Origin of the sequence: Methylocystis suflitae, from assembly GCF_024448135.1 — a bacterium.
GTDB lineage: Bacteria > Pseudomonadota > Alphaproteobacteria > Rhizobiales > Beijerinckiaceae > Methylocystis > Methylocystis suflitae.
Map to the genome: position 1 here is coordinate 1 of NZ_JAMRYX010000006.1, position 24,248 is coordinate 24,248.

Below are 24,248 nucleotides of genomic sequence, written 5' to 3' on the forward strand. Positions count from 1 at the left end.
AAGGCGGCGCGGGATTCGCTCGCGCCGCTCTTTTGCCGTTCCCGGAGACGAATTGTAGAAGCGGACGCCGCGTCCCCGCGGCGCCCACAAACACGCGAGGCCTCCGCTCCAAAATGGGGAACTCACAGGCGACCACGATCGCAACGACGCCATTCGCCGATCAACGCCCGGGCACATCCGGCCTGCGCAAGAAAGTCGAGGTCTTCAAGCAGCGCCACTATCTTGAAAACTTCATTCAATCGATTTTCGACAGTCTGGAGGGATATCAGGGCGCAACGCTCGTCGTCGGCGGCGACGGCCGCTATTACAACCGCGAAGCGATTCAAAAGATCCTGAAGATCGCCGCCGCCAATGGCGTCGGCCGCGTCGTCATCGGACAGAGCGGCATATTGTCCACGCCCGCGGCCTCGGCGCTCATTCGCGCGCTTATGGCCTTCGGCGGAATCGTGCTGTCCGCCAGCCACAATCCCGGCGGCCCGCACGGCGACTTCGGCGTGAAATATAATGTCGCGAATGGCGGCCCGGCGCCCGAGAAGGTGACGGATGCGATCTACGCGCGCACGCGCGAGATCACCTCGTTCAGGATCATCGAAGCCCAAGACGTCGATATCGACAGGCTTGGCGAAACGCGCGTCGGCGACATGCGCGTCGATGTCGTCGACAGCGTCGCAAATTACAAAGCGCTGATGCAGACGCTCTTCGACTTCGATCGCATCCGCGACGCTTTTCGGTCGGGCTTCACCTTCACATTTGACGCCATGTCGGCCGTCACCGGCCCCTATGCGCGCGCGCTATTCGAAGAGGAACTCGGGGCGCGGCCGGGCAGCGTCATCAATGCGACGCCCCTGCCCGATTTCGGCGGCCATCATCCCGACCCCAATCTCGTTCACGCCAGGCATCTTTATGATCTCGCCATGTCGGACGCCGCGCCCGATCTTTGCGCCGCGTCAGACGGCGACGGCGACCGCAATCTCATCATCGGCCGCGGCCGTTTCGTCACGCCCTCGGACAGTCTCGCGATCCTCGCCGCCAACGCCACGATCGCGCCGGGCTATCGCCGAGGCGTTGCGGGAATCGCCCGCTCGATGCCGACGAGCGGCGCCGCCGACCGCGTCGCGGAAAGGCTCGGCGTCCCGCTCTTCGAGACGCCGACGGGGTGGAAATATTTCGGCAATCTGCTCGACGCCGGCCTCGTGACGATCTGCGGCGAGGAAAGCGCCGGCGCCGGCTCCAACCATGTGCGCGAGAAGGATGGGCTGTGGGCGGTGCTGTTCTGGCTCGACATCCTCGCGGCGCGCAAAGAGAGCGTCGACGCCATCGTTCGACAACATTGGACGACCTATGGGCGCAATTATTATTCGCGTCACGACTATGAGGAAGTCGCGAGCGACGGCGCCCATGCGCTGATCGACGCGCTGCGCCAACGTCTGCCGACTCTCAAGGGCCAATATCTCGGCGGCCTTGAGGTCGCGACGGCCGACGACTTCGCCTATCACGATCCGGTCGACGGCTCGGACTCGCGGCATCAGGGCCTGCGGGTGATCTTCGCCGACGGCTCGCGAATCGTTTACCGGCTATCGGGCACCGGCACGGCCGGCGCGACGCTGCGGGTCTATATCGAGCGCTACGAACCCGAACCCGCGCGGCAACATATGGAGACTGAGGCTGCGCTCGCCGATCTCGTAAGGCTGTCGCGCGAAATTGCCGCCATCGAACGCTATACGCAGCGCGCTGCGCCGAGCGTCATCACTTAAGCCCCCAAGCCGGTGAACAGGACTCAGTCGCGTGAACGATGCAGCCCTCCAATGCGAGCCAAGAGACGCAATGGAAATCAGCGAAGATGAACCCGAGACTTTCAGCCAGCATCCCTTCCGGGAGGCTGTCCTCGCGGAGCTGCACGCGCGGCCGTTCCTGCCGCTCGACGCGCCGCGGCGCATCTATCACTACGCCTTCGCCACGGACCATGAAGCGGCGGCTGCCGATCGTGAAGCGATCGGCGCGCTCGCGCTCGCGCATGGCGTGCTGGCCCCGGATCCGGGCGCGCGATTCCACTACTTTATCTTTGGCGACTGGCGGCTTCGCTGGGAGCAACATAGCGAATTCACCACCTACAGCTGGTCGACTGGCGTCGGCGCCGATATCCCCTTCGCGCATGCCGATCCGTTCAAAGCGGGGGAAATCTCCTTTAAGCCGCCAGGCGTTCTCATCGTCGCGACGCAGCTCTGCGTCGTCGATGGCGCGCGATCGGTCGAAGAGCTTGCATCCTATTTCAATTCGCAGAGTCTGTGCGTCGTCGGCATCGAAGATCGCGACGCGCAGGTTCTGACCGACTTCGCCGTCGACGCCTATGGCTTTACGCGCATGCTGATCCGCGGAAAGGCGCTGCCGCGCTTCGAAGCCGGCCGTCTCGCGCAGCGCGTCCTCGAGATCGAAACTTATCGCACGATGGCGCTGCTCGGGCTGCCGCTCGCGCGGCAAGTGTCGCCGCAACTCGCCAACATGGAGCGAGAGCTTTCGGGCATCACCGAAGCGCTGAACGAAGCGCATGATATGCGCGTCAATCACCTTTTGCTGAAACGGCTCTCGGACCTGCTCGCGAGCGGTCAGGCGCTGTCGACGCGCACGGCCTTCCGTTTCGACGCGAGCCGCGCCTATCGCGCGCTGGTGAAGAACCGGCTTTCGCAGCTGCAGGAACGGCGCGAAGGACAATATGTGACAATTTCAGAATTCCTCAATGCGCGCCTTGATCCAGCGATCGAAACCTGCAACGCCGTCGAGGCGCGCCAGACCCGGTTCTCGGCGCAGGTCGAGCGCGCGACCGATCTGATGCGCACCGGCATCACGCTGGAGATGGAGCGGCAGAACAGCGCGCTGCTTGAAGAGATGAACCGCCGCACGCGTTTGCAGATGCGGCTCAACCGCATCGTGCAAGGAATCACGATCGCCGGGCTCGCCTATTTTCTCACCGGACTCTTCAGCTTTATCGCTAAGGGGCTCAAGGCCGCTGGCGCTCTGCCGCCGCAGGTTTCCGCCGATCTCGTCGCCGCCCTCGCGATGCCGATCGCGGTGCTCATCGCCATCGCGTTCATGGCCCGCGTCCACAGATTGTCGCGAGAGGCGGCAGAGGAAGAACACTTGGACTAACGTCTATTCGACGTCGAAAGGCGCGACTCCCGTCGGCTGGCCGTTCTCACCAAGCGTGATTTTCTCGATGCGCGCTTCGGCCTCGGCGAGAAGCGCCTCGCAGCGCGCCTGCAGCGCCTTGCCGCGCGCGTAGAGCTTCACCGACTCGTCGAGCGAGACGGCGCCTTTCTCCAGATCGGCGACGATGCGCTCGAGTTCCTGCATCGCCTGTTCGAAAGGCATCGAGGCGATGTCTGCGGCGGCGTCCGGCTCCTGCGTCATGGCGTCTCTAATAAACGAAGCGCGCATCCTTGGCTATGCGGCGGCTGAGCGATCGCCCGGCTCGGCGCGGCCGACGATGCGCAGAATCACCGGAAACTCCTCGCGTGTGCGGCGCTCGATCTCGTCGAGCGCGTCATGGGCGCTTTGCACGGATACGGTCGCGTCGAGACGGCAGCGGAAGTTGACGACGATGCCGCCGGCCGTTTCGCGGACGCGCACGTCCCGCACTTGCGCCGGCGGTCGGGTCTGAGCGGCGACGCGCGCAAGCGCCGCTTCAATCGCGCCGGCAAGCCCGGGATCGGCGACCTGCGCCGCGAGCAAGTGCAGCTCAAGCGGCTCGATATGCGTGTCGACTTCGGCGTCGGCGCCAAATTCGTCGCGCAGCGCGCTCTCGAAATCGGCGGCGATCGCATGCGCGCGGCCGAGCGGCATGGCGCCGTCGAGTTCGACGTCGACGCCAATCGACAGCCTCCCCTCGATTTGCTGGGCGATGACATGATGGGCGTGAATGTGGCGACGCGCCCCCACCAGCAGGATGCGTTCCGCGATCGTTTCGTCGTCAAGCGCCCGCGGCTCGATCGACAGCGTGACCCGGGCGCGCGGCGTGACTGTGGCGATCGCTTCGGCGACGGCCGATTTGATGCGCGCCGCCTGCTCGACGCGCAAGCCGCGCGAAACCCCAATCGTCGCTTCGCCGATGATGTCATGGCCGATCATGCGCAGCCGCAGCGAATCGATCGCGATAACGCCCGGCACGTCGACGATCGCCCTCTCGAGACGCGGCGCCATTTCGCGTGGCGCGGCGTCGAGCAGAGTGTCGATCGTGCGGCGGCCCAGCCGAAACCCCGCGACGGCGATGAAGGCGGCGACGCCCAAGGCGGCGAGCGCGTCGCCGCGCTCGAACCCATAATGCGCCGCAACGAGACCGAGCAGCACCAACGCAGATGACACCAGATCGCTCGAAAAATGCAGCGCGTCAGCGGCCAGAGCGTCGCTGCCCTCTTCCTTTGCGATCCGGCGCAACTGCCGCGAGCGCACGAAATCGACGACGATCGAGACGATCAGAACGCCATAGATCGGCCAGCCGGCGTCGATCACGACATCCGTCTCCTGCAACCGCCGCCAGGCTTCGCCGACGATGAACAAGGCGAGGCCGAAGAGGAAGCCGGTTTGGATCAGCGCGGCCAGCGCCTCATATTTGCCGTGGCCATAGTGATGTTCCTCGTCCGCCGGCTTTTCTGCTTCGCGCACAGCAAAGAAAGTCAGCACTGTCGCGCCGGTGTCCACGAAGGCGTGTCCGGACTCCGACAGAAGAGCGAGCGAGCCCGACCATAGACCGGCCGCAAGCTTTGCCGCCGCGAGCAGAGCGCTGGCGGCGATCGACGCCCTGGCGGCCGCCAGCTTGACGCTCGGCGCCGCTCGAGGAAGAGCCTTCGTCTCGGTCACGTCGCTACGCACCTATGTCTTTTTGGGAGCGCCAGCGCTCTAGCAGGCGCCCGGCGCGGGCGCAAATCCACGCCGTGGAACGCTATTATGGCGGACGCATCAGATAGGAGCCGCATATGAGATTTCTGCACACCATGATCCGCGTCGGCGACCTCGACCGCGCGCTGGCGTTTTTCTGCGGCGCGCTTGGGCTACAGGAGGTGCGCCGCACCCAGAACGAAAAGGCGCGCTATACGCTCGTCTATCTCGCCGCGCCCGAGGACGTCGCGCAAGCCAAGGAAACCGGAGCGCCGATGATCGAACTCACCCATAACTGGGACGAAGACGCCTATGCCGGCGGGCGCAATTTCGGTCACATCGCCTTTGCCGTTGAGAATATTTACGAGGCCTGCGCGCGGCTGCAGGCGGCGGGCGTGACGATCAATCGGCCGCCGCGCGACGGCCACATGGCCTTCGTGCGAACGCCGGATTTGATCTCCATCGAGTTGTTGCAGAAGGGCGCGCCGCTGCCGCCCATGGAACCCTGGGCTTCGGCGCCCAATATCGGCGCTTGGTAGGCGCCCAAAATCGGGCTCGTAAGGGCTACTGCGGCGCCACATGATCTGTTGCGCCGCAGCTACGAATTTTTCAGCTGCTCGGAACTATTGTTCCAGCCATGAGTTGAGTCTGGAGTCGTGCTGTGGCCTCAGCTCGGCTGATCTTTATGTTGTTGAAATGCTGGCGAACTTTCGTCGCGAAGCTGTCACGCCTTTCAGTTAGAAGGCAGCAGCGCACGGCATGGGGAGCGAAGGTCTCTCGGCTCTTGCGCCGACAGCCTTGTTCGCCGGATTTGAGTATCCCATCCGAACGTCGGATGCGGAATTTTTTCAGCAATTATACAGATAACGTTCAGCTTGACTGGATAGCTTGGCGGAAGCGAACGCGCCTAATGGCGTGAGGGAACTGATGTCGCGGGAGAACCGCGGCCAACAAAAGGGTTCCAAAATATGGAACGTTCGAGGGCGGAGGTCGTCATGGTCATCGTGGATCTGATCAATTCCTGCTCCAACGACAAGGTCGCACATGCCGCCTTGGCCTGCATTGGCGGCGGCTTCGCCGAGCGCGTGCGCGCTGCTGCTGAAGAGAAAGGCGTCAGCGTGGGCAAATTCGTCGCAATGGCGGTGCGCGAGTTCGCAAGCCGGTCGGATGAAGCCGCGCAAGAGGCGCTTCGGGCCAAGGTCGTCCGCGACGACCAGCCTCTGCTGAGAGGATTGCGGGAGGTTCTCCAAGTGGCGCTGGAGCGCGACCCGTTCTTCTACGACAGCGAGGCCATGGCGGCGGCGACGCCCCCCTATGCCTTCAGCGCCGCGCGAGAGAACGCGCTGCAATATCACTGACCCCATCTGATTGACGTTCTTAGAATGGCGGCCTCGCTTCGGCGACGTCGCCATTTCTGCGTTTAGGCCTACATGTATCGTAGGACACTTTCTGGGCCAGGATGACGCATTTTCTCGACCAGGCGCAGATCGCCGCCATTCTCTCGACCTATGGCTATTGGGCGATCTTTATCGTCGTGGCCCTGGAAAGCGCCGGCATTCCCCTGCCCGGAGAAACGATGCTCGTCGGCGCGGCGATTTTCGCACGGCTCTCCGGGACGATCGCCATCGAGAATATCGTCGTGGCCGCCGCTGCAGGCGCGATCGTCGGCGACAATGTCGGCTATTGGCTGGGGCGGGAGTATGGAACGAAGCTTCTCGAACGCTACGGCCATCATGTCGGGCTCGGGCCGGAGAAGCTGCGCCTGGGCCAATATTTATTCTATCGATGGGGCGGCGCGATCGTCTTTTTCGGCCGCTTCGTCGCGTTGCTGCGCATTCTCGCGGCTTCGCTCGCGGGCGCAAACCATCTGCCGCCTGGCCGCTTCTTCATCTATAACGCGACGGGTGGCGTCGTTTGGGCGTGCGTATTCGGCTTTGGCGCTTATTACCTTACCGCTGGCTTCGAAAAAATCGAGGGCCCCATCGCGACCGCCCTCGTCGGCGGGCTCGTCGTCGGGCTATTCGTGCTGTGGCGCTACTATAAGCGGCACGAGGCGCGGCTGATGCGGGAAGCCGACGCCATGCTGAGCCAGCGGCAACGCTAGATCCGCTGCGTTTGGGCGGTATCGCCCAGATACAGCTAACGTGGCGCCCCTGTTTCCCAGCGTGTTCTAGCCGAAACGGGCGCCCATGCGCGCGTCGATGAGCGCGCGGTTGAGTTCGCGCGCCAGCTCCGCTTTCTGATCCGGCCCCAAAAAGGCGCCGATCTCAATGCACTCGCCGCGCGAGATCAGGGCCACCCGCTCCGTCCCGAATTCTTCGTGGATCGTTTGCTCAAGCCGCACCCAGGAAGGATTGAAGCGCCATTCCTTTCGCTGTCCGCGCGCGCCGATTTGCGCGAACACGAGCTCCAGGGGCGTCAGGTCGAGCGTTTCATGACTGAGAGCGGCGCGGAAGCTGATGCGGAAGGCGAGATAGAGACCGACCACATCAAGGCCCATGAAGCCGGCGACGGGCCAAGCGCCCATGAAGAAGAACGGCAGCGCGAACAGGAGCTGTCCGAAACAGAAGATCATAATGAAAAGGTAGAAGGCGTGCGGCGTCATCGACCGATGCGGCGTCAGCCGCGCTTCGTAAATTTTCCGCTCGAAGGGGTCGGACATTTCTCCTGCCGGCTTTGTCCCTCAGATTCTAAAAGTTATAACGCGCCCATGGCGGAAACAAACAGTCAGCGCGCGCGCGTCGCTAAAAATCCACGCGCCGGTCGGCGGCCGGCGGCCGCTGAAGCCGCGCGCATCGAAGAGATTTTTGCGCGTCTCGCAGCCGCAAATCCTGAACCCAAGACCGAACTCGGTTACAAAAACCCCTTCACGCTGCTCGTCGCCGTCGTGCTGTCCGCGCAAGCGACGGATGCTGGGGTCAACAAGGCGACTCCGGCGCTCTTCGCACACGCCGACACGCCCGCCAAGATGGCGGCGCTTGGCGAAGAGCGCGTGCGCGACCTGATCAAGACGATCGGCCTCTACCGCGCCAAAGCGAAAAATATTGTCGCCCTGTCGCGATTGCTGGTCGAACGGCATGGCGGAGACGTGCCGCGCACGCGCGAGGCATTGACGGCGCTCCCCGGCGTCGGCCGCAAGACCGCGAATGTCGTGCTCAATGTCGCCTTCGGCGAGCCGGTGATCGCGGTCGACACGCATATCTTTCGAGTCTCCAACCGGCTGCCGCTCGCAAGCGGCAAGACGCCCGAAGAAGTCGAAGCGGGCCTGGAACGCATCGTGCCGGAGAAATATCTGCTGCACGCGCATCACTGGCTCATTCTGCACGGACGCTATGTGTGCAAGGCGCGCAGGCCAGAATGCCCGCGCTGCGTGATCGCCGATTTGTGTCGGTTCAAAGCCAAGACGATCTGATTTTCCGATCCTTCGAGCCCACGCCGGCGATGAGGACAAAGTCACAGACGCTCGGTGGGCGACGTGGGATTTTTTAAAATCACGCCCAAGGGCCGAACGCCGTCGGAGAGGAACCGCGATGAATTACAAAATGGCGATCATCATCATGGGCGGATTGCTGCTTGTCGCCGCCATGATCCCCTATGCCTACAAACCGCGATGCACGACTGCGGAATGCACGCCGGAGCGTCCGTATTAATCCGCCAGACGGCGATGCGAGACGCCTGCCGTGCAGGCGTCTCGCAATGTTCTCGCGTCAATTGACCTGGCAGGTCGACTCATATCTTCCGCAGGCCCGGGCGTCGCCCCTGTCGCAGCTCTGTTTCCAGGTCCGACAACCCGGCTTTTTCCACGGCTGGCTTTCAAATTCGCTGGATCGTTTACGGACAGGCACGCAATTATCCGTTTCCGGAACCTGCCGCGTGCCGGGCGGGCAGCCATGCATCGAATGGCCTTCCTCGCCGCGCGCCGGCCGCTGTCGCTGGCCGCTGTCGACGCAAAACTTTTGGGAGATGAAGCAACTCACCCTGCCGCCTTCCTGGCAGGAAGACCTGGCGGGCTGATAATGAACAGCGCCGCTCCCATAGTTCGCTTCGAGCCTTCGAACCTCGACGAGCCCCTTGTTGTTGGCCTTTGAAAGCGCTTCCTCCCTGGAATAGCCGCTGGCCGACGCCTGCAACACGCCGCAGAAAGCGAAGGCGCTTCCTGCAGAAAAAAACAGCGACAGAACCAGCGTGGTCGAGATAAGCGCAATATGTCTGACGTTCATGCAGCCCCCCTTTCGCCCCGGCTCAGGCTAGGGCTGAAGCGGGACGAAAGATAGCGAATGCGGAAATTAAATTGCGGCGAGAGCAGTCTGTCGGCGCTAAATGTCGAACCCTCCTACGACAATTCTTTCCCCAATCGCCCGGCCAAATCCTGAATATATTGCCAAGCGACGCGGCCAGAGCGGCCGCCGCGGGTGATCGACCACTCCAGCGCCTCGGCGCGGATCGTCGCCTGGGGCGCGTTAAGGCCGAAATGGTCGGCGTAGCCGAAGACCATCGCCAGATAGTCGTCCTGGCTGCAATTGTGAAAGCCGATCCAAAGTCCAAAGCGATCGGAGAGCGAGATTTTCTCCTCGATCACCTCGCCGGGGTGGATCGCGGTGGCGCTTTCATTTTCCATCATGTCGCGCGGCAACAGATGGCGGCGATTCGACGTGGCGTAAAACAGCACATTGTCCGGCCGCCCCTCGACGCCGCCTTCGAGAGCGGTCTTGAGCGCCTTGTAGCTCGTCTCCGCGCCGTCGAACGACAGGTCGTCGCAAAAGACGATGAAGCGAAAGGGCGCCTGCGCCAGCGCGCCGAGCAGCGCGGGCAGCGCTTCAATATCCTCGCGATGGATTTCGATGAGTTTCAGCCCCTTCTCGGCGAGCGCGCCGTGAACCGATTTCACCAGCGAGGATTTGCCCATGCCGCGCGCGCCCCACAGCAGCGCGTTGTTGGCGGGCAGGCCCTGCGCGAAGCGGCTGGTGTTGGCGAGAAGCATGTCGCGCTGACGATCGACCCCCTTGAGCAGCGCCAAATCGACGCGATTGACGCGGCTGACCGGATGGAACGCGTCGCCGGCGGCGCGCCAGACGAACGCCTCGGCGGCGGAGAAGTCGGGCGCGCGCGGCTGTGGCGGCGCCAGGCGCTCCAGCGCCCCGGCGATGCGGGCGAGCAGCTGCGCGACATCCTCTTGCGACATGAATTCCTTCTCATCATTGGCGCCAAGCTCCCTCGTCCTCGAGACGCGTGCTTCGCACGCTCCTCAGGATGAGGGAGCTTGTTGTGCGCTGCTTCACTCAGCATCAAGACCACAATGACGCCGTGAAGCCTGTTCCTTCTGCGGAACCAAGGACCCTCATCCTGAGGAGGCTCGGCAGGAGCCGTCTCGAAGGACGAGGGTCCGGCTCCTTTTTCCGTTGACGATCGCCTGTCGACTCTCAAAGCTGATTTACCGCATAGCCGGATTTATATCCCGGCGCAAAGCCGCTCTCGACGCCCTGAAAGGCAAATCAATTTGACGTCGGACGCCAACGCCCTTCTCGACAGCGCCAAGGTCTTCATCGCGCCTCTCGACGCCGAGAAGGCCGAAGCGGCGCTGGCGCGCGTTCTCGAAAAAGACGGCGCGGCCAATGGCGCGCTCGCGGCGCTGTTGCGGGACCGGCCGAAGGCGCGCGATCTGCTGCTCGGCGTATTGGGCTCGTCGACCTATCTGACCGACCTTGCTCTGCGCGATCCGGCGCGGCTCGCGCGCATCGTCGCATGCGATCCCGCGCAGCGCATTGAAGCGCTCATCGAAGAAACGCGAAACATCGAAACCCAAGACGAAGCCGAGCTGATGCGCCGGCTGCGCCTTACGAAGCAGGAAGCCGCGCTCGTCATCGCCCTCGCCGATCTCGCCAAAGTCTGGGACATGCCGGAGGCGACGCGGGCGCTGACGCGGATCGCCGACGCCACGCTTTCCGCCGCCATTCGCTTCACGCTGCGCGCCGCCGCGCTCGCCGGCAAGATCGAACTCGCCGATCAGCGCGATCCGGAACGCGGATCTGGATGGATTTTTCTTGGCATGGGCAAGGGCGGCGCCTTTGAGCTGAATTACTCCTCCGACATCGATCTCATCGTCTTCTTCGACCGTTCGCGCGCGCGACTCGCCGAGCCGTCAGAGGATGTGGATTTTTTTGTCAAACTGACGAAGCGGATCGTGCGGATCATGAGCGAGCGCACCGCCGACGGCTATGTGTTTCGCACCGATTTGCGGCTGCGTCCCGATCCGGGCGCGACGCCGATCGCCATCCCGCTCGAAGCGGCGCTGAGCTATTACGAAAGCATGGGCCAGAACTGGGAGCGCGCCGCCTATATCAAGGCTCGGCCCGTGGCGGGCGACATCTTCGCCGGTGAACAATTTCTGCAGGAGCTCGCGCCCTTCGTCTGGCGCAAATATTTCGACTTCGCCGCCATCGCCGACGTGCATTCGATCAAGCGGCAGATTCACGCCCATAAGGGACATGGCAAGATCGCCGTCGTCGGCCACAATATTAAACTGGGCCGCGGCGGCATTCGCGAGATCGAATTCTTCGTGCAGACGCAGCAGCTCATCACCGGCGGCCGCGATCGGCGCCTGCGCGGGCGCTCGACGCTGGCGATGCTCGATCAACTCGTCGAGAGCGGCTGGGTGGCGCGCGAGGCGCGCGACGATCTGCGCGAAGCCTATCTCTTCTTGCGCGACGTCGAGCATCGCATCCAGATGGTCGCCGACGAGCAGAAACACACGCTGCCCGAGACTGAGGACGGCGTCGCCGTCATCGGCTGCATGATGGGGTTTTCGGGCTACGCCGATTTCGCCGCAGCGCTGCTGAAGCGGCTCGACGTGGTGCAGAGCCATTATGCGAAGCTTTTCGAAAGCGCGCCGCAACTGACGTCCTCGGCCGGCAATCTCGTCTTCACCGGCGACGACGACGATCCCGGCACGATCGAGACGCTCGCCAATATGGGCTTCGCCAACCCCAAGACGGTGACGGCGACCATTCGGGGCTGGCATTTCGGCCGCTACGCCGCGACGCGCTCCACCGTCGCGCGCGAACGCCTGACGGAGCTCACGCCCATCCTGCTCGAGGCGATCGCGGCGACGGAAAACGCCGACGCCGCCTTTCTCGCCTTCGACAGGCTCATCTCGAAACTGCCGGCCGGCGTGCAGCTCTTTTCGCTACTCGTCTCGCAGCCGCGACTTCTCAAACTCCTCGCCGCGATTACGGGCGCGGCGCCCAAGCTCGCCGAAACGATCTCTCGGCGCCCGCGCGTGCTCGACGCGCTGATGGAGCCGGCTTTTTTCGAGACGGTGCCGACGCAAAGCGAGTTGGAGCAGCGCCTTGCCGCGCAATTCACCGAGGCGCGCTCCTATGAAGACGCGCTCGACCGCGCCCGCATCTTCGGACAGGAGCAGAAATTCCTCATCGGCGTGCGCATTCTGACCGGATCGGTGTCGGTCACTGAGGCTGGCTTCGCCTATACCCGGCTCGCCGAAACGCTGATCGCCCGGCTCTTCGCGCGCGTCTGCGAGGAATTCGCCAAGACTCATGGAACGATCGATGGCGGCGCCTGCGCGGTCGTCGCCATGGGCAAGCTTGGCGGATGTGAAATGACGGCCGCGTCCGATCTCGATCTGATGCTGCTCTATGACGCCGACCCGCTGGCGGAATCACAGGGCGGCGGACGGCCCATTTCAACGCAGCAATACTACGGCCGCCTTACGCAGAGGCTGATCAGCGCACTGTCCGCTCCCACGGCCGAAGGCCTGCTCTATGAGGTGGATTTTCGCTTGCGCCCGTCCGGCAACAGCGGGCCGCTCGCCGTCAGTCTCGCCGCCTTTTCGGACTATCAGGCCCATGAAGCGTGGACATGGGAGCACATGGCCTTGACCCGCGCGCGCGTCGTCGCGGGTCCTGAGCCGTTCACACAACGGGTTGAAGCGGCGATCCAAACGGCGCTGACGCGTCCTCGCGACGCGCAAAAACTAAAAGACGACGTGTTGTCCATGCGCCGGCGAATCGAAAAGGAAAAGGGCGCGACGAGCCCTTGGGAGGTTAAGCAGGTCCCCGGCGGATTGATCGACATCGAGTTCATCGCGCAATATTTGATGCTGCTGCATGGCCCGCAGCATCCTGAGCTTTTTTCAACGAACGCCACGGTCGCCCTGCAGCGTGTAAAAGACGCCGGGTTTCTCGACGCAGGCGCGGCGGAGGCGCTGGCGGAGGCCTCAAAGCTCTACCAAGGGCTGACGCAATTGCTGCGGCTCGCCATCGACGACGCTTTTTGTCCCGCCGACGCGCCGCGCGGACTGACGGAGCTGTTGCTGCGCGTCGGCGACGCGCCAGATCTTTCCAACCTCGAAGCCCTGCTCGCCGACACGCAGAGGCGAACCCGGGAAATTTTCACGAACGTCGTCGGAGAGGTCGCCGAGCGCCCGGGTTCGGCGTAGCCGGGAGTTGTCAGAACCGCCCCCTCGGGCATAGATACGCCGGATTCCTCGCGCAGGAGCATTTCCCGCCGGCGGCGACGGCCGCTTTTGTTCAAGGCCGCCCTGGCCTCTTTTTGGAGCACATCATGTCTCACGCCCGCAAGAATGCGCGTTCTTTCGCCCGCGCCGCGCTCGGAACGACCGCGCTCGCCGTCCTGCTGGCGATGAGCGCCGTCAGCGCCACATCTGCGGTCGCGAAAACCCTCGCCAAGGTCAATGGCGTCGAGATCACCGACGAGGATCTGAAGCTCGCGATGGAGGATCTTGGCCCCGCCATTCCGCGTCAGCTCGAAGGAAAGGCGCGCGAAACCTATGTGCTCGACTTCCTGATCGACGAGCAACTCGTGGTGCAGAAGGCGCAGGCCGACAAGCTCGCCGAGACGCCGGAATTCGCCAAGAAGCTCGCCTATCTGCGCGACAAGGCGCTGATGGAGACGTTGCTCGGCGACGTCGCCAAGAACGCGGCGACTGAAGCGGCCGTCAAGCAGACCTATGACGAAGCGGCGAAGAGCCAGAAGCCCGAAACGGAATATCACGCGCACCACATTCTGGTGCCGACCGAAGAAGAGGCGAAAGCCGCGCTGAAGCGCGTCAAGGGCGGCGAGGATTTCGGCAAAGTCGCGACCGAACTTTCCAAGGACCCGGGCGCCAAGGGCGGCGACCTCGGCTGGTTCACGAAGGACCGCATGGTGCCGGAGTTCGGCGACGCGGCGGCGAAGATGGAGCCGGGTCAGGTCTCCGATCCGATCAAGACGCAATTCGGCTGGCACATCATCAAGCTCGACGAGAAGCGCCCGAAAGTCTTCCCGCCGCTCGACGAGGTGAAGGATCAGGTTGCCCGCTACGTCGTGCAGAAGGCGCAGAGCGAGCTCGTCATGAAATTGCGCGAGGGCGCCAAGATCGAACGCTCCGACGCGCCGGCCGAGGGCGCGCCCGGCGCCAAGCCGGCAGCCCCGACGCAAAAGCCGGCTGACGCCAAGAAGAAGTAAGCGCCGAGCCCTTCGCCCTCCGCTTTGTGGGGCGGGTCGAAACGCGAGGGGCCGCGCGACGGCGCGGCTCTCCCCTTAAGGGGAGAGCGAATTGCGCGAGTCCGCCCCCAGCCAGCCTTGACGCGGAGCTGTAGCGCCGGGCACATCCGCGCAGGTCCACTCCGATTGACAAGGCTCCGCTATGGCTCATGACGCCGCCGTCTCCCCGCTCGCGCCGAAATCCGCGCCCGATATCCCGCCGCTCGAGGGCGTTCGCTTCGGCGTCGGCGCCGCGGGCGTGCGCTACGCCGGACGCACCGATGTGATGCTGGCGTTGCTCGATCCGGGAACGACGGTCGCGGGCGTCTTCACCAAATCCAAATGCCCCTCGGCGCCGGTGGATTGGTGCCGCGACCGGCTCGAAGGCGGCAAGGCGCGCGCGCTGCTCGTCAATTCGGGGAACGCCAACGCCTTCACCGGCAAGACCGGCGCACAGGCGGTCAAATTCTCGGCGAAGCTCGCCGCCGCGGCGACCGGCGCGCCCGAGCGCCAGATTTTTCTGGCCTCCACGGGGGTCATCGGCGAACCGCTAGACGCGCATAAATTCGATGGCGTGCTGGAGAAGCTCGCGCAAGAGGCGCGCCCCGACGGCTGGCTGGACGCCGCACGCGCCATCATGACCACCGACACCTATCCGAAGCTCTGTACCCGAAGAGCGACGATCGCCGGGGTTGAAGTGACGATCAGCGGCTTCGCCAAAGGCGCGGGAATGATCGCGCCGGATATGGCGACGATGCTCGCCTTCGTCTTCACTGACGCCGCCATCGGCGCCGAGGCGCTGCAAGCGCTGCTCGATAGCGGCGTCAAAGGCAGCTTCAACGCCATCACCGTCGATGGCGACACGTCGACCTCCGACACGCTGCTGGTCTTCGCCACCGGCGCGGCGAAAAAACGCGGCGCGCCGAAGATCGAAAAGGCGAGCGACAAGCGGCTGATCGAATTCAAGCGTGCGCTCGACGCCGTGCTGCTCGATCTCGCCCATCAAGTGGTGAAGGACGGCGAAGGCGCACGCAAATTCGTTGAAGTGACGGTGACGGGCGCCGACAGCGCCAAGGCGGCGAAGCGCGTCGCCTTCTCCATCGCCAATTCGCCGCTTGTGAAGACGGCGATCGCCGGCGAGGACGCCAATTGGGGCCGCATCGTCATGGCGGTCGGCAAGGCCGGCGAGAAGGCGGATCGCGACAGGCTCGCGATCTGGTTTGGCGGCGTGCGCGTCGCCCACAAGGGCCTGCGCGACCCGGACTATGACGAAGCGGAAGTTTCGCAGATCATGAAGCGCGACGATATCGTCATCAACGTCGATCTTGGACTCGGCAAAGGCGCGGCGACCGTGTGGACCTGCGATCTCACCAAGGAATACGTCGCGATCAACGGCGATTACCGAAGCTGATCCGCCGGATGATTCTCCCGAACGCGGTTTACGCCGCGATCTTCGACATGGACGGAACGCTCCTCGATACGGAGCGGCTCTATCTTCGCGCCATTAGCGATGCGTGTTCCGCTATGCGGTTGGAGGCCGACGATAGTTTCTTTCTGCAGATGCTCGGAACGCCCTGGTCGAATTGCTACGCGCTGATGGAACGCCGATTCGGCGGCGGTTTCGTTCGGGAGCGCTTCGACGGCCTGTTCGAGGATCGCTTTGGCGCGCTGACCCGGAACGGCATTCCTGTTAAGCCCGGCGTGCGCGAACTCCTGTCGCATCTTCAGTCGAGGTCGACGCCAATGGCGGTCGCGACGTCGACGACCGGAGAGATTGCAAGACGCCAGCTCGAGCGCGCCGGTCTTCTGAACTATTTCGCAGCGCAGGTCATGGCGGATATGGTGAAGGAAGTAAAGCCCGCGCCGGAGACCTTTCTGAAGGCCGCGGAGGCGCTTGCTGTTGCGCCCCAACATTGTCTGGCGCTCGAAGACTCTCCCGCCGGCGTACAGTCCGCCGCTGGCTCAGGCGCAATGACGATCATGATTCCTGACCTTGCCCCGGCGACGGCGGCTGAGCGGTCGCTGTGCGTCGCGGTCGTCAAAACCATGCATGACGTGCTAGATTGCCTCATCGCCGCCGAAGCCGCCTCGCCGGTCTGACGCGGGGCGTGGGCGTCGGCGCCGGTCGAAGTTTACGACCTGCGTTTCGTCGTGGAGCGTTATTGTCATGCGTTGCGTCAAGCTTCTCTTCGCCGGGCCGCTCGTACTGCTGTCAGCCTGCAACGCCGCGCGCGGTCCGTCGCCAAGCGTTGGCTTCGATCCCTCGCAGGCGAGCTACATCAGGGCGCCCGGCAGGGGCGTCATCGCCGGACAGGCCTTTCTGCGCGACGCCTCGGGATCGAATGTGCGCTACGCCGCGGGCGAAACCGTGAGGCTGATACCGGCCACGACCTATGCGCAGACCCGCATCAAGAATTTTTACGGGTCGGTGAAATTCCTGCCGGCCGCGTCAATTCCGAAGGTCGAGCCGGATACGCAATACGCCGCTCTGACCCGCACGACGACGACGGAGTCGAATGGGCGATTCACCTTCGAGAATGTCGCGCCCGGACGCTATTATCTCACCACCCAGCTCATCTGGAAGCCGAAGGATGCGCCTGCGCCTGAAGGCGGCGCGATGTATGAAGAAGTGACGCTCACCGGCAAGGAAAACGGCCCGGTGAAAGTCGTTCTCTCCGGCAATTGAGCGCGCCTGTGTCTCTATTGCTCGTCGTGGCGGCGGCGCTCGTCGACGCCGACAATCGCGTGCTCATCGCGCAACGCCCCGAAGGCAAGCAGCTCGCCGGTCTGTGGGAGTTTCCCGGCGGCAAGCTGCATCCCGGCGAGCGGCCGGAAGACGCTCTCGCGCGCGAACTCGAAGAAGAACTTGGCGTGCGGATCTGCGCGCCCTGCCTCGCGCCTTTGACCTTCGCGAGCCACGCCTATGACGACTTTCATCTTCTGATGCCGCTTTACGTCTGCCGTAAGTGGGAGGGCTTTATTTCGCCGATGGAGGGACAGGCGGTGAAATGGGCGCGCGCCCGCGATCTGCGCAATTATCCGATGCCGCCCGCCGATGCGCCGCTGATCGGGCCGCTGATTGATTTGCTGGGCTGATCGGACTGCAGGCTGACCAAAATTTTTTCAACATTGGTTCTATGAGCCGAAGGAATTCCTGATCATGATCATTGAAGGCGCGGCGCATACAGAAAGCTCGAACCGTCGCGCGCGCTACGCGGCAGGAAAGACTCTGCGCAAGATCGTCCCGCGCGAGTCGCTGGCGAACTTTACGCCCGCCGTAAACCGGAATGCGGCGGCGATCATCGCCGAGACCGAGCGCGATCGCATTCAATCCCTGCTTCCGCTTCGCCGCGAGTCGATGGCCAAATCGCCGCATGCTTTTCTACGCGGCGCCGCCGATGTCATGGCCGCCGATCTTTCGGCGCAGCCGGCCCCAGGAATTCGCGCGCAGGTCTGCGGCGACTGTCATCTCATGAATTTCGGCGCCTTCATGTCGCCGGAAGGACATCCGCTCTTCGATCTCAATGATTTCGACGAGACGCTGCCCGATGTGGACGTCACGGTCGATTTGCGCCGCTTCGCGACAAGCGTCGCCGTCGCAGCGCTTGGCGCAGGTAAAAGTGAGCGAGCCTCAAGATCGACGGCGCGGGCCGCCATTAAGACCTACCGCAGGGCCGTGATAGAACTCGCCGCCGTGTCGCCGCTCCAGGCCTGGAACACCCGCGTGCCGCTACGCGACGTCGTCGCGGAACTCCGTAACCGCGTTCTTCCCGCCGTTGCACACGCCGCTCAGTCCACGCGTGGGGACGAAGACGATCATGCCGACAATTTTCCGAAGATTTCGAATGGAGCAAACGGCGGCTTGCGAATCGAGGACAGGCCGCCGCGGCTCTTTCACTTCAACGAAAGCGTCGCCAACCAATTCGATGTCAACGGGCTCATTGCCGCCGCGTTCGCGAATTTGCCGCCGCACGTCGCCGCTTTATTGGGCCGCTACCGTTTGTGCGACATCGCTTTCAAGGCCGTTGGCGTCGGCAGCCTCGGAACTTATTGCACGATCGCGCTGTTTATGAGCCCGGACGACGAGCCCCTGTTCATCCAGGTGAAAGAAGCGAAGCAGTCCGTGCTGGAGCGCTTTGGCCTTGGCGTCTGGTCCGGCGTTCAGGGCGAACGCGTCGTCAGAGGCCAACGCATGATGCAGGCGGCAACCGACGTTTTTCTCGGCCCGACGCGCGACCCGGCTTCGCAGCGAGAATTCTACATGCGTCAGCTGAAGACGCGGCGTCTCGGCGATCTCACGGAACTGCTGCAACGCCACGACCTACTGGATTACGCCAAACTGTGCGGACGCACCTTGGCGCGCGCGCATGTGCGTTCCGCCGATGCGGCGACTCTTGCGGGCTACATGGGAAAAAGCGAGGCGTTCGATGACGCGCTCGCGTCGTTCGCGATGGTCTACGCGCAGCAAAACGCCAAGGACTACGAAGCATTTTGCGCGCAGCGAAACGCTAGCCCTGCTCGTCCCTGACTGTCGCGTAGCTCGCCGGAATCGACAGAGTCCAAATCAATCCGTCGGGCGGAAAGTTGAGCGTCGCCGTTCCGTCGAGCGCCTGCGCGACGAGGCGTTTGATGACCTTATGGCCGAAGCCTTCGCGCGGCGGCATCGCCACCGCCGGACCGCCGCTCTCGCGCCATTCGATATTGAGCCGACCGTCTTCGAAGCGCCATGTCAGCGAGACGGCGCCGTCCGGCCGCGACAGGCCGCCATAGCTTAGCGCGTTCGTGGCGAGTTCATGCAAGGCGAGGCCGATGTTCTGCGCCGCCTCCGGCTTCAGCATGATTTTCGGGCCGTCGATCGTCGCGCGCGACGACACGTCGCCCTGCGGCACGTCCATGCAATAGGCGAGCTGCGCGCGCACCAATTCGCGCATCGAGGCGCCGCGCCAATCCTGCGACACGAGCAGATCATGCGCCATCGACAGCGCCTGCAGGCGGGCGCCGAATTTGCGCTGAAAATCTTCGACGGAGGGCGAACCGGCGGCCGTCTGCCGCGACATCGCCTGCACGACGGCAAGCAGATTCTTCGAGCGATGCACGAGTTCGCGCAGGAGCACGCGCACATGCTGCTCGCGCTGCTTGCGCGGCGTGATGTCGCGCGCGGTGCCGAGAATGCGGACCGCGCGGCCTTCGTCGAAAAAAGTGCGGCCGCGCACCGAGACCCAGCGCTCGATGCGGTCGGTCTGACCGATGACGCGATATTCGATCTCGTAATCGCCTTCGTGCGTGGGATCGAGCGCGACGCCGACAGCCTCTTTCGTACGCTTCTTGTCCTGGGGATGCAGCGCGTTGCGGAAGATTTCAAAGCTTGCCGGAACGCCCTCGGGAAGGCCCCACAGGCGGCGCACGCGCTCGTCGATATGCACTTCGCCGGTCAGGAGGTTCCAATCCCAGATGCCGGTGCGCCCGGCGTCGAGCGCGAGCTGCATCCGCTCCAGGGCGAAGGCCTGCTCGTCGCAGAAGGACCGCGGGTCGCGCGCATCTACGGTCGTTGGGCGAGTTTCCGTGTCGGTCACGCGGCGCCTATCGTCGTGGGAGGACGACACCATACTCCCAGACGCGTCCGGGCGCGAGGGGTTAGATATCCACGAGTTCCGTCGCGAAGGCGGCGCGCTCCTGAATGAAGGCGAAGCGCGCTTCCGGCCTGTTGCCCATCAGCCGCTCGACGCAGTCCGCCGTCTCCTCGCGATCTTCCGGCTCCACGACGACTTTGAGGAGCGTGCGCTTGCTCGGGTCCATCGTGGTTTCCTTGAGCTGAGCCGCACTCATCTCGCCTAGCCCCTTGAACCGGCCGGTCTCGATTTTTCCCTTCCCGGTCAGCTCCTTGGCGATCAATTCGTCCCGATGTTCATTGTCGCGCGCATAGACGGTCTTCGCGCCTTGCGTGAGCTTGTAGAGTGGCGGCTGCGCCAGATAGAGATGGCCGTTCTCGATGAGGCGCGGCATCTGCCGATAGAAAAAGGTGATGAGCAGCGAGGCGATATGCGCGCCGTCGACGTCGGCGTCGGTCATCACGATCACCTTCTCGTAGCGCAGATCCTCGTCGCGGTAATGCGCGCCCAGTCCGCAGCCGAGCGCCTGGGTCAGATCGGCGAGCTGCTGATTGGCGAGGAGCTTGTCCTTCGTGGCCGAGGCGACGTTCAAAATCTTGCCACGCAGCGGCAAAATGGCCTGCGTCGTGCGGTTGCGCGCCTCCTTCGCCGAACCGCCGGCGGAGTCGCCCTCGACGATGAACAGCTCCGAGCCCTGCGCCGAATTATTCGTGCAGTCGACGAGCTTGCCGGGCAGCCGCAGCTTGCGGGTCGCGGTCTTGCGGGCGATGTCCTTCTCGGCGCGCCGGCGCAGGCGCTCCTCGGCGCGCTCAACGGCGAAATCCAAGAGCTTATTGGCCTGCGAGGGGGCGCCGGCGAGCCAATGGTCGAAGGCGTCCCGCACCGCGCTTTCGACGATGCGCGCCGCCTCAATGCTCATCAGCCGGCTTTTGTTCTGGCCCTGAAACTCCGGCTCCCGGATGAAGACCGAGATCATCGCGGCCGACTGGCCCATGAGATCGTCGGCGCCGATGTCCTTGGCGCGCTTCGCCTGCCCCACGCGTTCGGCGTGATCCTTGAGCGCCTTTAGGAGCGCGGCGCGAAACCCCGCCTCATGCGTGCCGCCGTCGGGCGTCGGGATGGTGTTGCAATAGGAATGGACGAAGCCGTCGTCCTCGGCGAGCCAGGAGACCGCCCATTCGAGCGAGCCATGGCCGCCTTCCCGCGTGATTTTGCCGACGAAAGGCTGGTCGGCGACGAGCTCCTTGCCGTGGATCTCGCGCGCCAGATAATCCTTCAAGCCGCCGGGAAAGCGCAGCACCGCCTCAGGCGGCGTGTCCGCGCCGGGGTCGATCAGCGACGGATCGCAGCGCCAGCGGATTTCGACGCCGCCGAAGAGATAGGCCTTGGAGCGCGACATGCGGAAGAGCCGCGCCGGCTTCCAATGCGCGCCGGCCCCGAAAATCTGCGCGTCGGGCTTGAAGCGCACCTTGGTGCCGCGCCGGTTGTTGACGCGGCCAAGCGTCTTGAGCTTGCCAAGCGGCAGGCCCCGCGAAAACTCCTGGCCGTAAAGCTGGCCGGCGATCGCCACCTCGACGTCAAGCTTTTCGGACAGCGCGTTGACGACGGAGACGCCGACGCCGTGCAGACCGCCGGAGGTCTGATAGGCCCCAGAATCGAACTTGCCGCCCGCGTGAAGCGTGGTCATCACCACTTCCAGCGCCGATTTCTTGGGAAATTTCGGATGGGACTCGACCGGAATGCCGCGGCCGTTGTCGCTGACCGTGAGCCAGCCGTCAGTTTCCAGCGTCACTTCGATGAAGGTCGCATGGCCCGCCACGGCCTCGTCCATGGCGTTGTCCAGCACCTCGGCGAAGAGGTGATGCATCGCCGCCTCGTCGGTGCCGCCGATATACATGCCGGGGCGCCGGCGGACGGGCTCGAGCCCCTCCAGCACTTCGATCGAGGCGGCGGAATATTCCGCCGGCCCGCGCTTTGGGGCGGGTTTCGACGCGGGCGCCTTGCGCGGCGCGCCGCTGAAAAGATCGGGTTTTGAAGCCATGAGCGATCTTAGCGCGATTCGGGGCAGTGTGGGTCGGTTCGGCGCACGCGCCTTGGCGTGACCGACATCGGGAATTCACAAAAAAGGCAGACGAGGCTTGCGCTTGTCGCATAGGCGACGCTGAGGCATGCTCGGACCCGGCTAAATACTCACTTAAGGATTTTTGCTCAACCGAAAAATTGGAGCTAATCCATGGCGCATGACAAACAATTAGCGGTGTACGAGGTCACCCCGCCACCTGCCGCCAGGGCCCTCACGCCCGCCTTCTTCGTCGAAAGCACAGCGCCCGACAATATCGACGACAAGGAAACCGTTCTGCCGACTCCAGATAACTGCAAGGTTTCCGAATTAGAGAAGATCGTCGAGACACTGGCGAATCAGAAAAACCCTAAACTCCTGATTACCGTCCACGGCTTCAACACGCCGCGAAAGAAAGTTCTCGAAACCTTCAAAGAGTCGTTCATCGCGTTGAACGACGACGACGCGCTCGAGAACCGCGGCCTCGTTTGCATCGGTTATCGTTGGCCGTCAGAAGCGATGGGAACCCCTTGGCGAAGCGGTTTGAACGCTGCGCCATTATTCCTCCTCGGCATTCTCTTCGTCTCGCTCGCCGCCGTATATCTCGTGAACTTCTCTTTCGAGATTTGCGACTGGTGGAAGCTCACGCGCGTCGTCGTGACGGCTGTGACTGCCGCGATGGTCGTCATTCCCCTCACCCTTTTTGGCTTGCGGCTCATCGTCTATTTTCGTGACGGCTTTCGAGCGACGAATTACGGCGTGCCCGATCTCGTCAATCTCATTCGCGAGATCGACGACAGGCTTCCCAAACGGCCGAGCGAGGACCCCGACGATCTTATCGGAAGGGTCGAGCTGTCCTTTATCGGCCATAGCATGGGCGGCTTCGTCGTCACCAACGCCGTGCGCATTCTCTCCGACGTGTTTTCCCCACTCGCGATCGCCGCCATGCGCCATGGCCCAGAGACGCTCGGCAGCGAAGAGGAGCGCGGGCAGCGGGAGCTTCGATCGAAGATTGGGAAGAATTTTATATTGCGCCGCCTCGTTCTCGTCTCGCCCGACATTCCTTCGGAAGTGCTGCTGTTGGGCCGCAGCAATGCGCTGCATTCATCATTGATCCGCTTTCAGGAGGCCCATCTTTTCTCCAACGAAGGCGACGAAGTTTTGCGCGACATTTCGACGGCGGCGAATTTCTTCTCGCTGCCGACGAAGAGCCGCAGGTTCGGCTATCGCCTCGGCAATGTCGGCGTGCTGACCGGCTGGGGACTTTCCGAACAACTGACGCTCGGCAATCTGCGCGTCGGCGCGCGCACCCTTTACGAGCTTTACGCTGAACTCGACGCCGTGCAATCGGAAGAGTCATTCGCACAGAGGCTGACCTATTTCGACTGCACTGACAGCATCGACGCGAAGGGCCATGGGGTAGTGACGGACGCGACGCCCGGCGCGCCGCCGAATCTGTCTTGGCTTGGACATCTGCGCCTGCTGTGGGTCTATGTCAGAGGCGAGGTCGACGTCCATTCCGGCTATTTCCTGAAGCCCAGCCTCGTGCGCGAGCTGATTTATCGCTTTGCCGCCATCGGCTACGGCGACGCCGAGAGGCTTTACGGCGGTCTCGGCGCGTTGAGCGCGGAATGTGAAAAATATCAGATCAAAGCGCTGAAGCCGGGCCAGCGCAGCGTCGCCGCCGCTGCGGCGGAAGACGCGAAAGCAGCCGTGTCGCCATGATCGGCCTCATCGTCGCGCTCTTCAGCGTGCTGCTGCCGTTGGCGCATCTGACGTTAAGCAGAGTCCCAAGGACTCGCGCACGCGTCGTTCGCCTGCTGTTGCTGTACGCGCTGGTTCTCGACGTCGGCGTCATCGGCCTGCCGCTCGGCTTCGTCCCGCATGTCTTCTTCCCCGATCAGACCGCGCGCAGCATCGGCTGGGCGCCGGGAAGCCCGTTCCAGTTCGAAGTCGGCGTTCATGACGGCGCCTGGGGCGTTCTCGGTTTTCTCTGCATTTGGATTCGCGGCGCCTTTTGGCTCGCCACCGGACTTGGATGGTCGTTGTTCATGCTCGGGGCGACCTATGGCCACATCGAGCAGACGCTTCGCGCCGGGGACTATGCGCCCTACAACTTTTTGACGATTTTCTCCGATGGCTTTATCGCGATCTGGCTGCTCCTGCTGCTTTACCTTCGCCATCGATGGGACGCGGAGAAAGGCTAGGCG

22 protein-coding genes are annotated in these 24,248 nt (G+C 63.6%); 15 read left to right on the forward strand and 7 right to left on the reverse strand.

The genetic code is table 11. The features are described from left to right. Positions 1 to 113: 113 nt before the first annotated feature. Entirely contained in the window at positions 114 to 1,754 is a 1,641-nt protein-coding gene (locus tag NEI07_RS00310; RefSeq protein ID WP_256031918.1) for an alpha-D-glucose phosphate-specific phosphoglucomutase, read from the forward strand. A gap of 70 nt (positions 1,755 to 1,824) precedes the next feature. Further along, entirely contained in the window at positions 1,825 to 3,144 is a 1,320-nt protein-coding gene (locus NEI07_RS00315; RefSeq protein WP_256031920.1) for a DUF3422 family protein, read from the forward strand. Positions 3,145 to 3,147: 3 nt separating this feature from the next. Here the strand turns inward: NEI07_RS00315 and NEI07_RS00320 are convergent, their stop codons facing one another. Together NEI07_RS00320 and NEI07_RS00325 are read right to left on the reverse strand one after the other, a co-directional pair. Next, entirely contained in the window at positions 3,148 to 3,405 is a 258-nt protein-coding gene (locus NEI07_RS00320; RefSeq protein WP_123175153.1) for an exodeoxyribonuclease VII small subunit, read from the reverse strand. Positions 3,406 to 3,438: 33 nt separating this feature from the next. Beyond that, a complete protein-coding gene (locus NEI07_RS00325) occupies positions 3,439 to 4,851 on the reverse strand; it encodes a cation diffusion facilitator family transporter (protein WP_256031921.1) in 1,413 nt (470 codons plus the stop codon). Between the two features lie 116 nt (positions 4,852 to 4,967). On the opposite strand from NEI07_RS00325, the gene NEI07_RS00330 reads away from it, so the two are divergent. The 3 genes from NEI07_RS00330 to NEI07_RS00340 all read left to right on the forward strand — a co-directional run bounded on the left by NEI07_RS00330 (position 4,968) and on the right by NEI07_RS00340 (position 6,973). Beyond that, a complete protein-coding gene (locus tag NEI07_RS00330; protein WP_256031922.1) occupies positions 4,968 to 5,408 on the forward strand; it encodes a VOC family protein in 441 nt (146 codons plus the stop codon). A 429-nt stretch (positions 5,409 to 5,837) separates the two neighbouring features. Then, positions 5,838 to 6,227, forward strand: coding sequence for a hypothetical protein (locus tag NEI07_RS00335; RefSeq protein WP_256031924.1), 390 nt, complete (start codon positions 5,838 to 5,840; stop codon positions 6,225 to 6,227). 101 nt (positions 6,228 to 6,328) lie between these two features. Continuing rightward, entirely contained in the window at positions 6,329 to 6,973 is a 645-nt protein-coding gene (locus NEI07_RS00340; protein ID WP_256031926.1) for a DedA family protein, read from the forward strand. A gap of 66 nt (positions 6,974 to 7,039) precedes the next feature. Here NEI07_RS00340 and NEI07_RS00345 read toward each other — a convergent pair whose 3' ends face one another. After that, complete coding sequence (locus NEI07_RS00345; RefSeq protein WP_256031927.1) at positions 7,040 to 7,531, reverse strand: DUF2244 domain-containing protein; 492 nt, start codon at positions 7,529 to 7,531, stop codon at positions 7,040 to 7,042. A 48-nt stretch (positions 7,532 to 7,579) separates the two neighbouring features. On the opposite strand from NEI07_RS00345, the gene nth reads away from it, so the two are divergent. Next, positions 7,580 to 8,281 carry an endonuclease III gene (nth, locus tag NEI07_RS00350; protein ID WP_256031931.1) on the forward strand — a complete coding sequence of 234 codons (702 nt, stop codon included), beginning with the start codon at positions 7,580 to 7,582 and terminating at the stop codon, positions 8,279 to 8,281. A 295-nt stretch (positions 8,282 to 8,576) separates the two neighbouring features. Here nth and NEI07_RS00355 read toward each other — a convergent pair whose 3' ends face one another. Together NEI07_RS00355 and NEI07_RS00360 are read right to left on the reverse strand one after the other, a co-directional pair. Beyond that, the gene (locus NEI07_RS00355) at positions 8,577 to 9,089 is read right to left on the reverse strand and encodes a hypothetical protein (protein WP_256031933.1); all 513 of its coding nucleotides are present in this window, start codon (positions 9,087 to 9,089) and stop codon (positions 8,577 to 8,579) included. Positions 9,090 to 9,202: 113 nt separating this feature from the next. Then, complete coding sequence (locus tag NEI07_RS00360) at positions 9,203 to 10,051, reverse strand: ATP-binding protein (protein WP_256031935.1); 849 nt, start codon at positions 10,049 to 10,051, stop codon at positions 9,203 to 9,205. 315 nt (positions 10,052 to 10,366) lie between these two features. Here NEI07_RS00360 and NEI07_RS00365 point away from each other — a divergent pair, with 315 nt between their 5' ends. The 7 genes from NEI07_RS00365 (at position 10,367) to NEI07_RS00395 (ending at position 18,898) form a co-directional block, all read left to right on the forward strand. Then, a complete protein-coding gene (locus tag NEI07_RS00365) occupies positions 10,367 to 13,324 on the forward strand; it encodes a bifunctional [glutamine synthetase] adenylyltransferase/[glutamine synthetase]-adenylyl-L-tyrosine phosphorylase (RefSeq protein WP_256031938.1) in 2,958 nt (985 codons plus the stop codon). A 125-nt stretch (positions 13,325 to 13,449) separates the two neighbouring features. Continuing rightward, positions 13,450 to 14,352, forward strand: a complete 903-nt coding sequence (locus tag NEI07_RS00370) for a peptidylprolyl isomerase (protein ID WP_256031939.1) — start codon at positions 13,450 to 13,452, stop codon at positions 14,350 to 14,352. 181 nt (positions 14,353 to 14,533) lie between these two features. After that, the gene (argJ, locus tag NEI07_RS00375) at positions 14,534 to 15,781 is read left to right on the forward strand and encodes a bifunctional glutamate N-acetyltransferase/amino-acid acetyltransferase ArgJ (RefSeq protein WP_256031942.1); all 1,248 of its coding nucleotides are present in this window, start codon (positions 14,534 to 14,536) and stop codon (positions 15,779 to 15,781) included. A gap of 8 nt (positions 15,782 to 15,789) precedes the next feature. After that, entirely contained in the window at positions 15,790 to 16,470 is a 681-nt protein-coding gene (locus NEI07_RS00380) for an HAD family hydrolase (protein ID WP_256031943.1), read from the forward strand. 67 nt (positions 16,471 to 16,537) lie between these two features. Next, positions 16,538 to 17,056 carry a carboxypeptidase-like regulatory domain-containing protein gene (locus NEI07_RS00385; RefSeq protein ID WP_256031944.1) on the forward strand — a complete coding sequence of 173 codons (519 nt, stop codon included), beginning with the start codon at positions 16,538 to 16,540 and terminating at the stop codon, positions 17,054 to 17,056. 17 nt (positions 17,057 to 17,073) lie between these two features. Further along, positions 17,074 to 17,466: a (deoxy)nucleoside triphosphate pyrophosphohydrolase gene (locus NEI07_RS00390; protein WP_196402201.1), complete on the forward strand. Its 393-nt coding sequence runs from the start codon at positions 17,074 to 17,076 to the stop codon at positions 17,464 to 17,466. 64 nt (positions 17,467 to 17,530) lie between these two features. Then, the gene (locus NEI07_RS00395; protein WP_256031946.1) at positions 17,531 to 18,898 is read left to right on the forward strand and encodes a DUF2252 domain-containing protein; all 1,368 of its coding nucleotides are present in this window, start codon (positions 17,531 to 17,533) and stop codon (positions 18,896 to 18,898) included. Here the strand turns inward: NEI07_RS00395 and NEI07_RS00400 are convergent. Continuing rightward, the gene (locus tag NEI07_RS00400) at positions 18,879 to 19,943 is read right to left on the reverse strand and encodes a sensor histidine kinase (protein WP_256031948.1); all 1,065 of its coding nucleotides are present in this window, start codon (positions 19,941 to 19,943) and stop codon (positions 18,879 to 18,881) included. The genes NEI07_RS00395 and NEI07_RS00400 overlap by 20 nt on opposite strands. 61 nt (positions 19,944 to 20,004) lie before the next feature. After that, the gene (gene parE / locus NEI07_RS00405; RefSeq protein WP_256031949.1) at positions 20,005 to 22,020 is read right to left on the reverse strand and encodes a DNA topoisomerase IV subunit B; all 2,016 of its coding nucleotides are present in this window, start codon (positions 22,018 to 22,020) and stop codon (positions 20,005 to 20,007) included. A 192-nt stretch (positions 22,021 to 22,212) separates the two neighbouring features. Here parE and NEI07_RS00410 point away from each other — a divergent pair, with 192 nt between their 5' ends. Both NEI07_RS00410 and NEI07_RS00415 read left to right on the forward strand, forming a co-directional pair. Further along, on the forward strand, positions 22,213 to 23,763 hold the full coding sequence (locus NEI07_RS00410) for an alpha/beta hydrolase family protein (protein ID WP_256031951.1): 1,551 nt from the start codon (positions 22,213 to 22,215) through the stop codon (positions 23,761 to 23,763). Then, complete coding sequence (locus NEI07_RS00415; protein ID WP_256031952.1) at positions 23,760 to 24,245, forward strand: DUF6790 family protein; 486 nt, start codon at positions 23,760 to 23,762, stop codon at positions 24,243 to 24,245. The genes NEI07_RS00410 and NEI07_RS00415 overlap by 4 nt, the downstream gene beginning before the upstream one ends. Positions 24,246 to 24,248 lie beyond the last annotated feature (3 nt).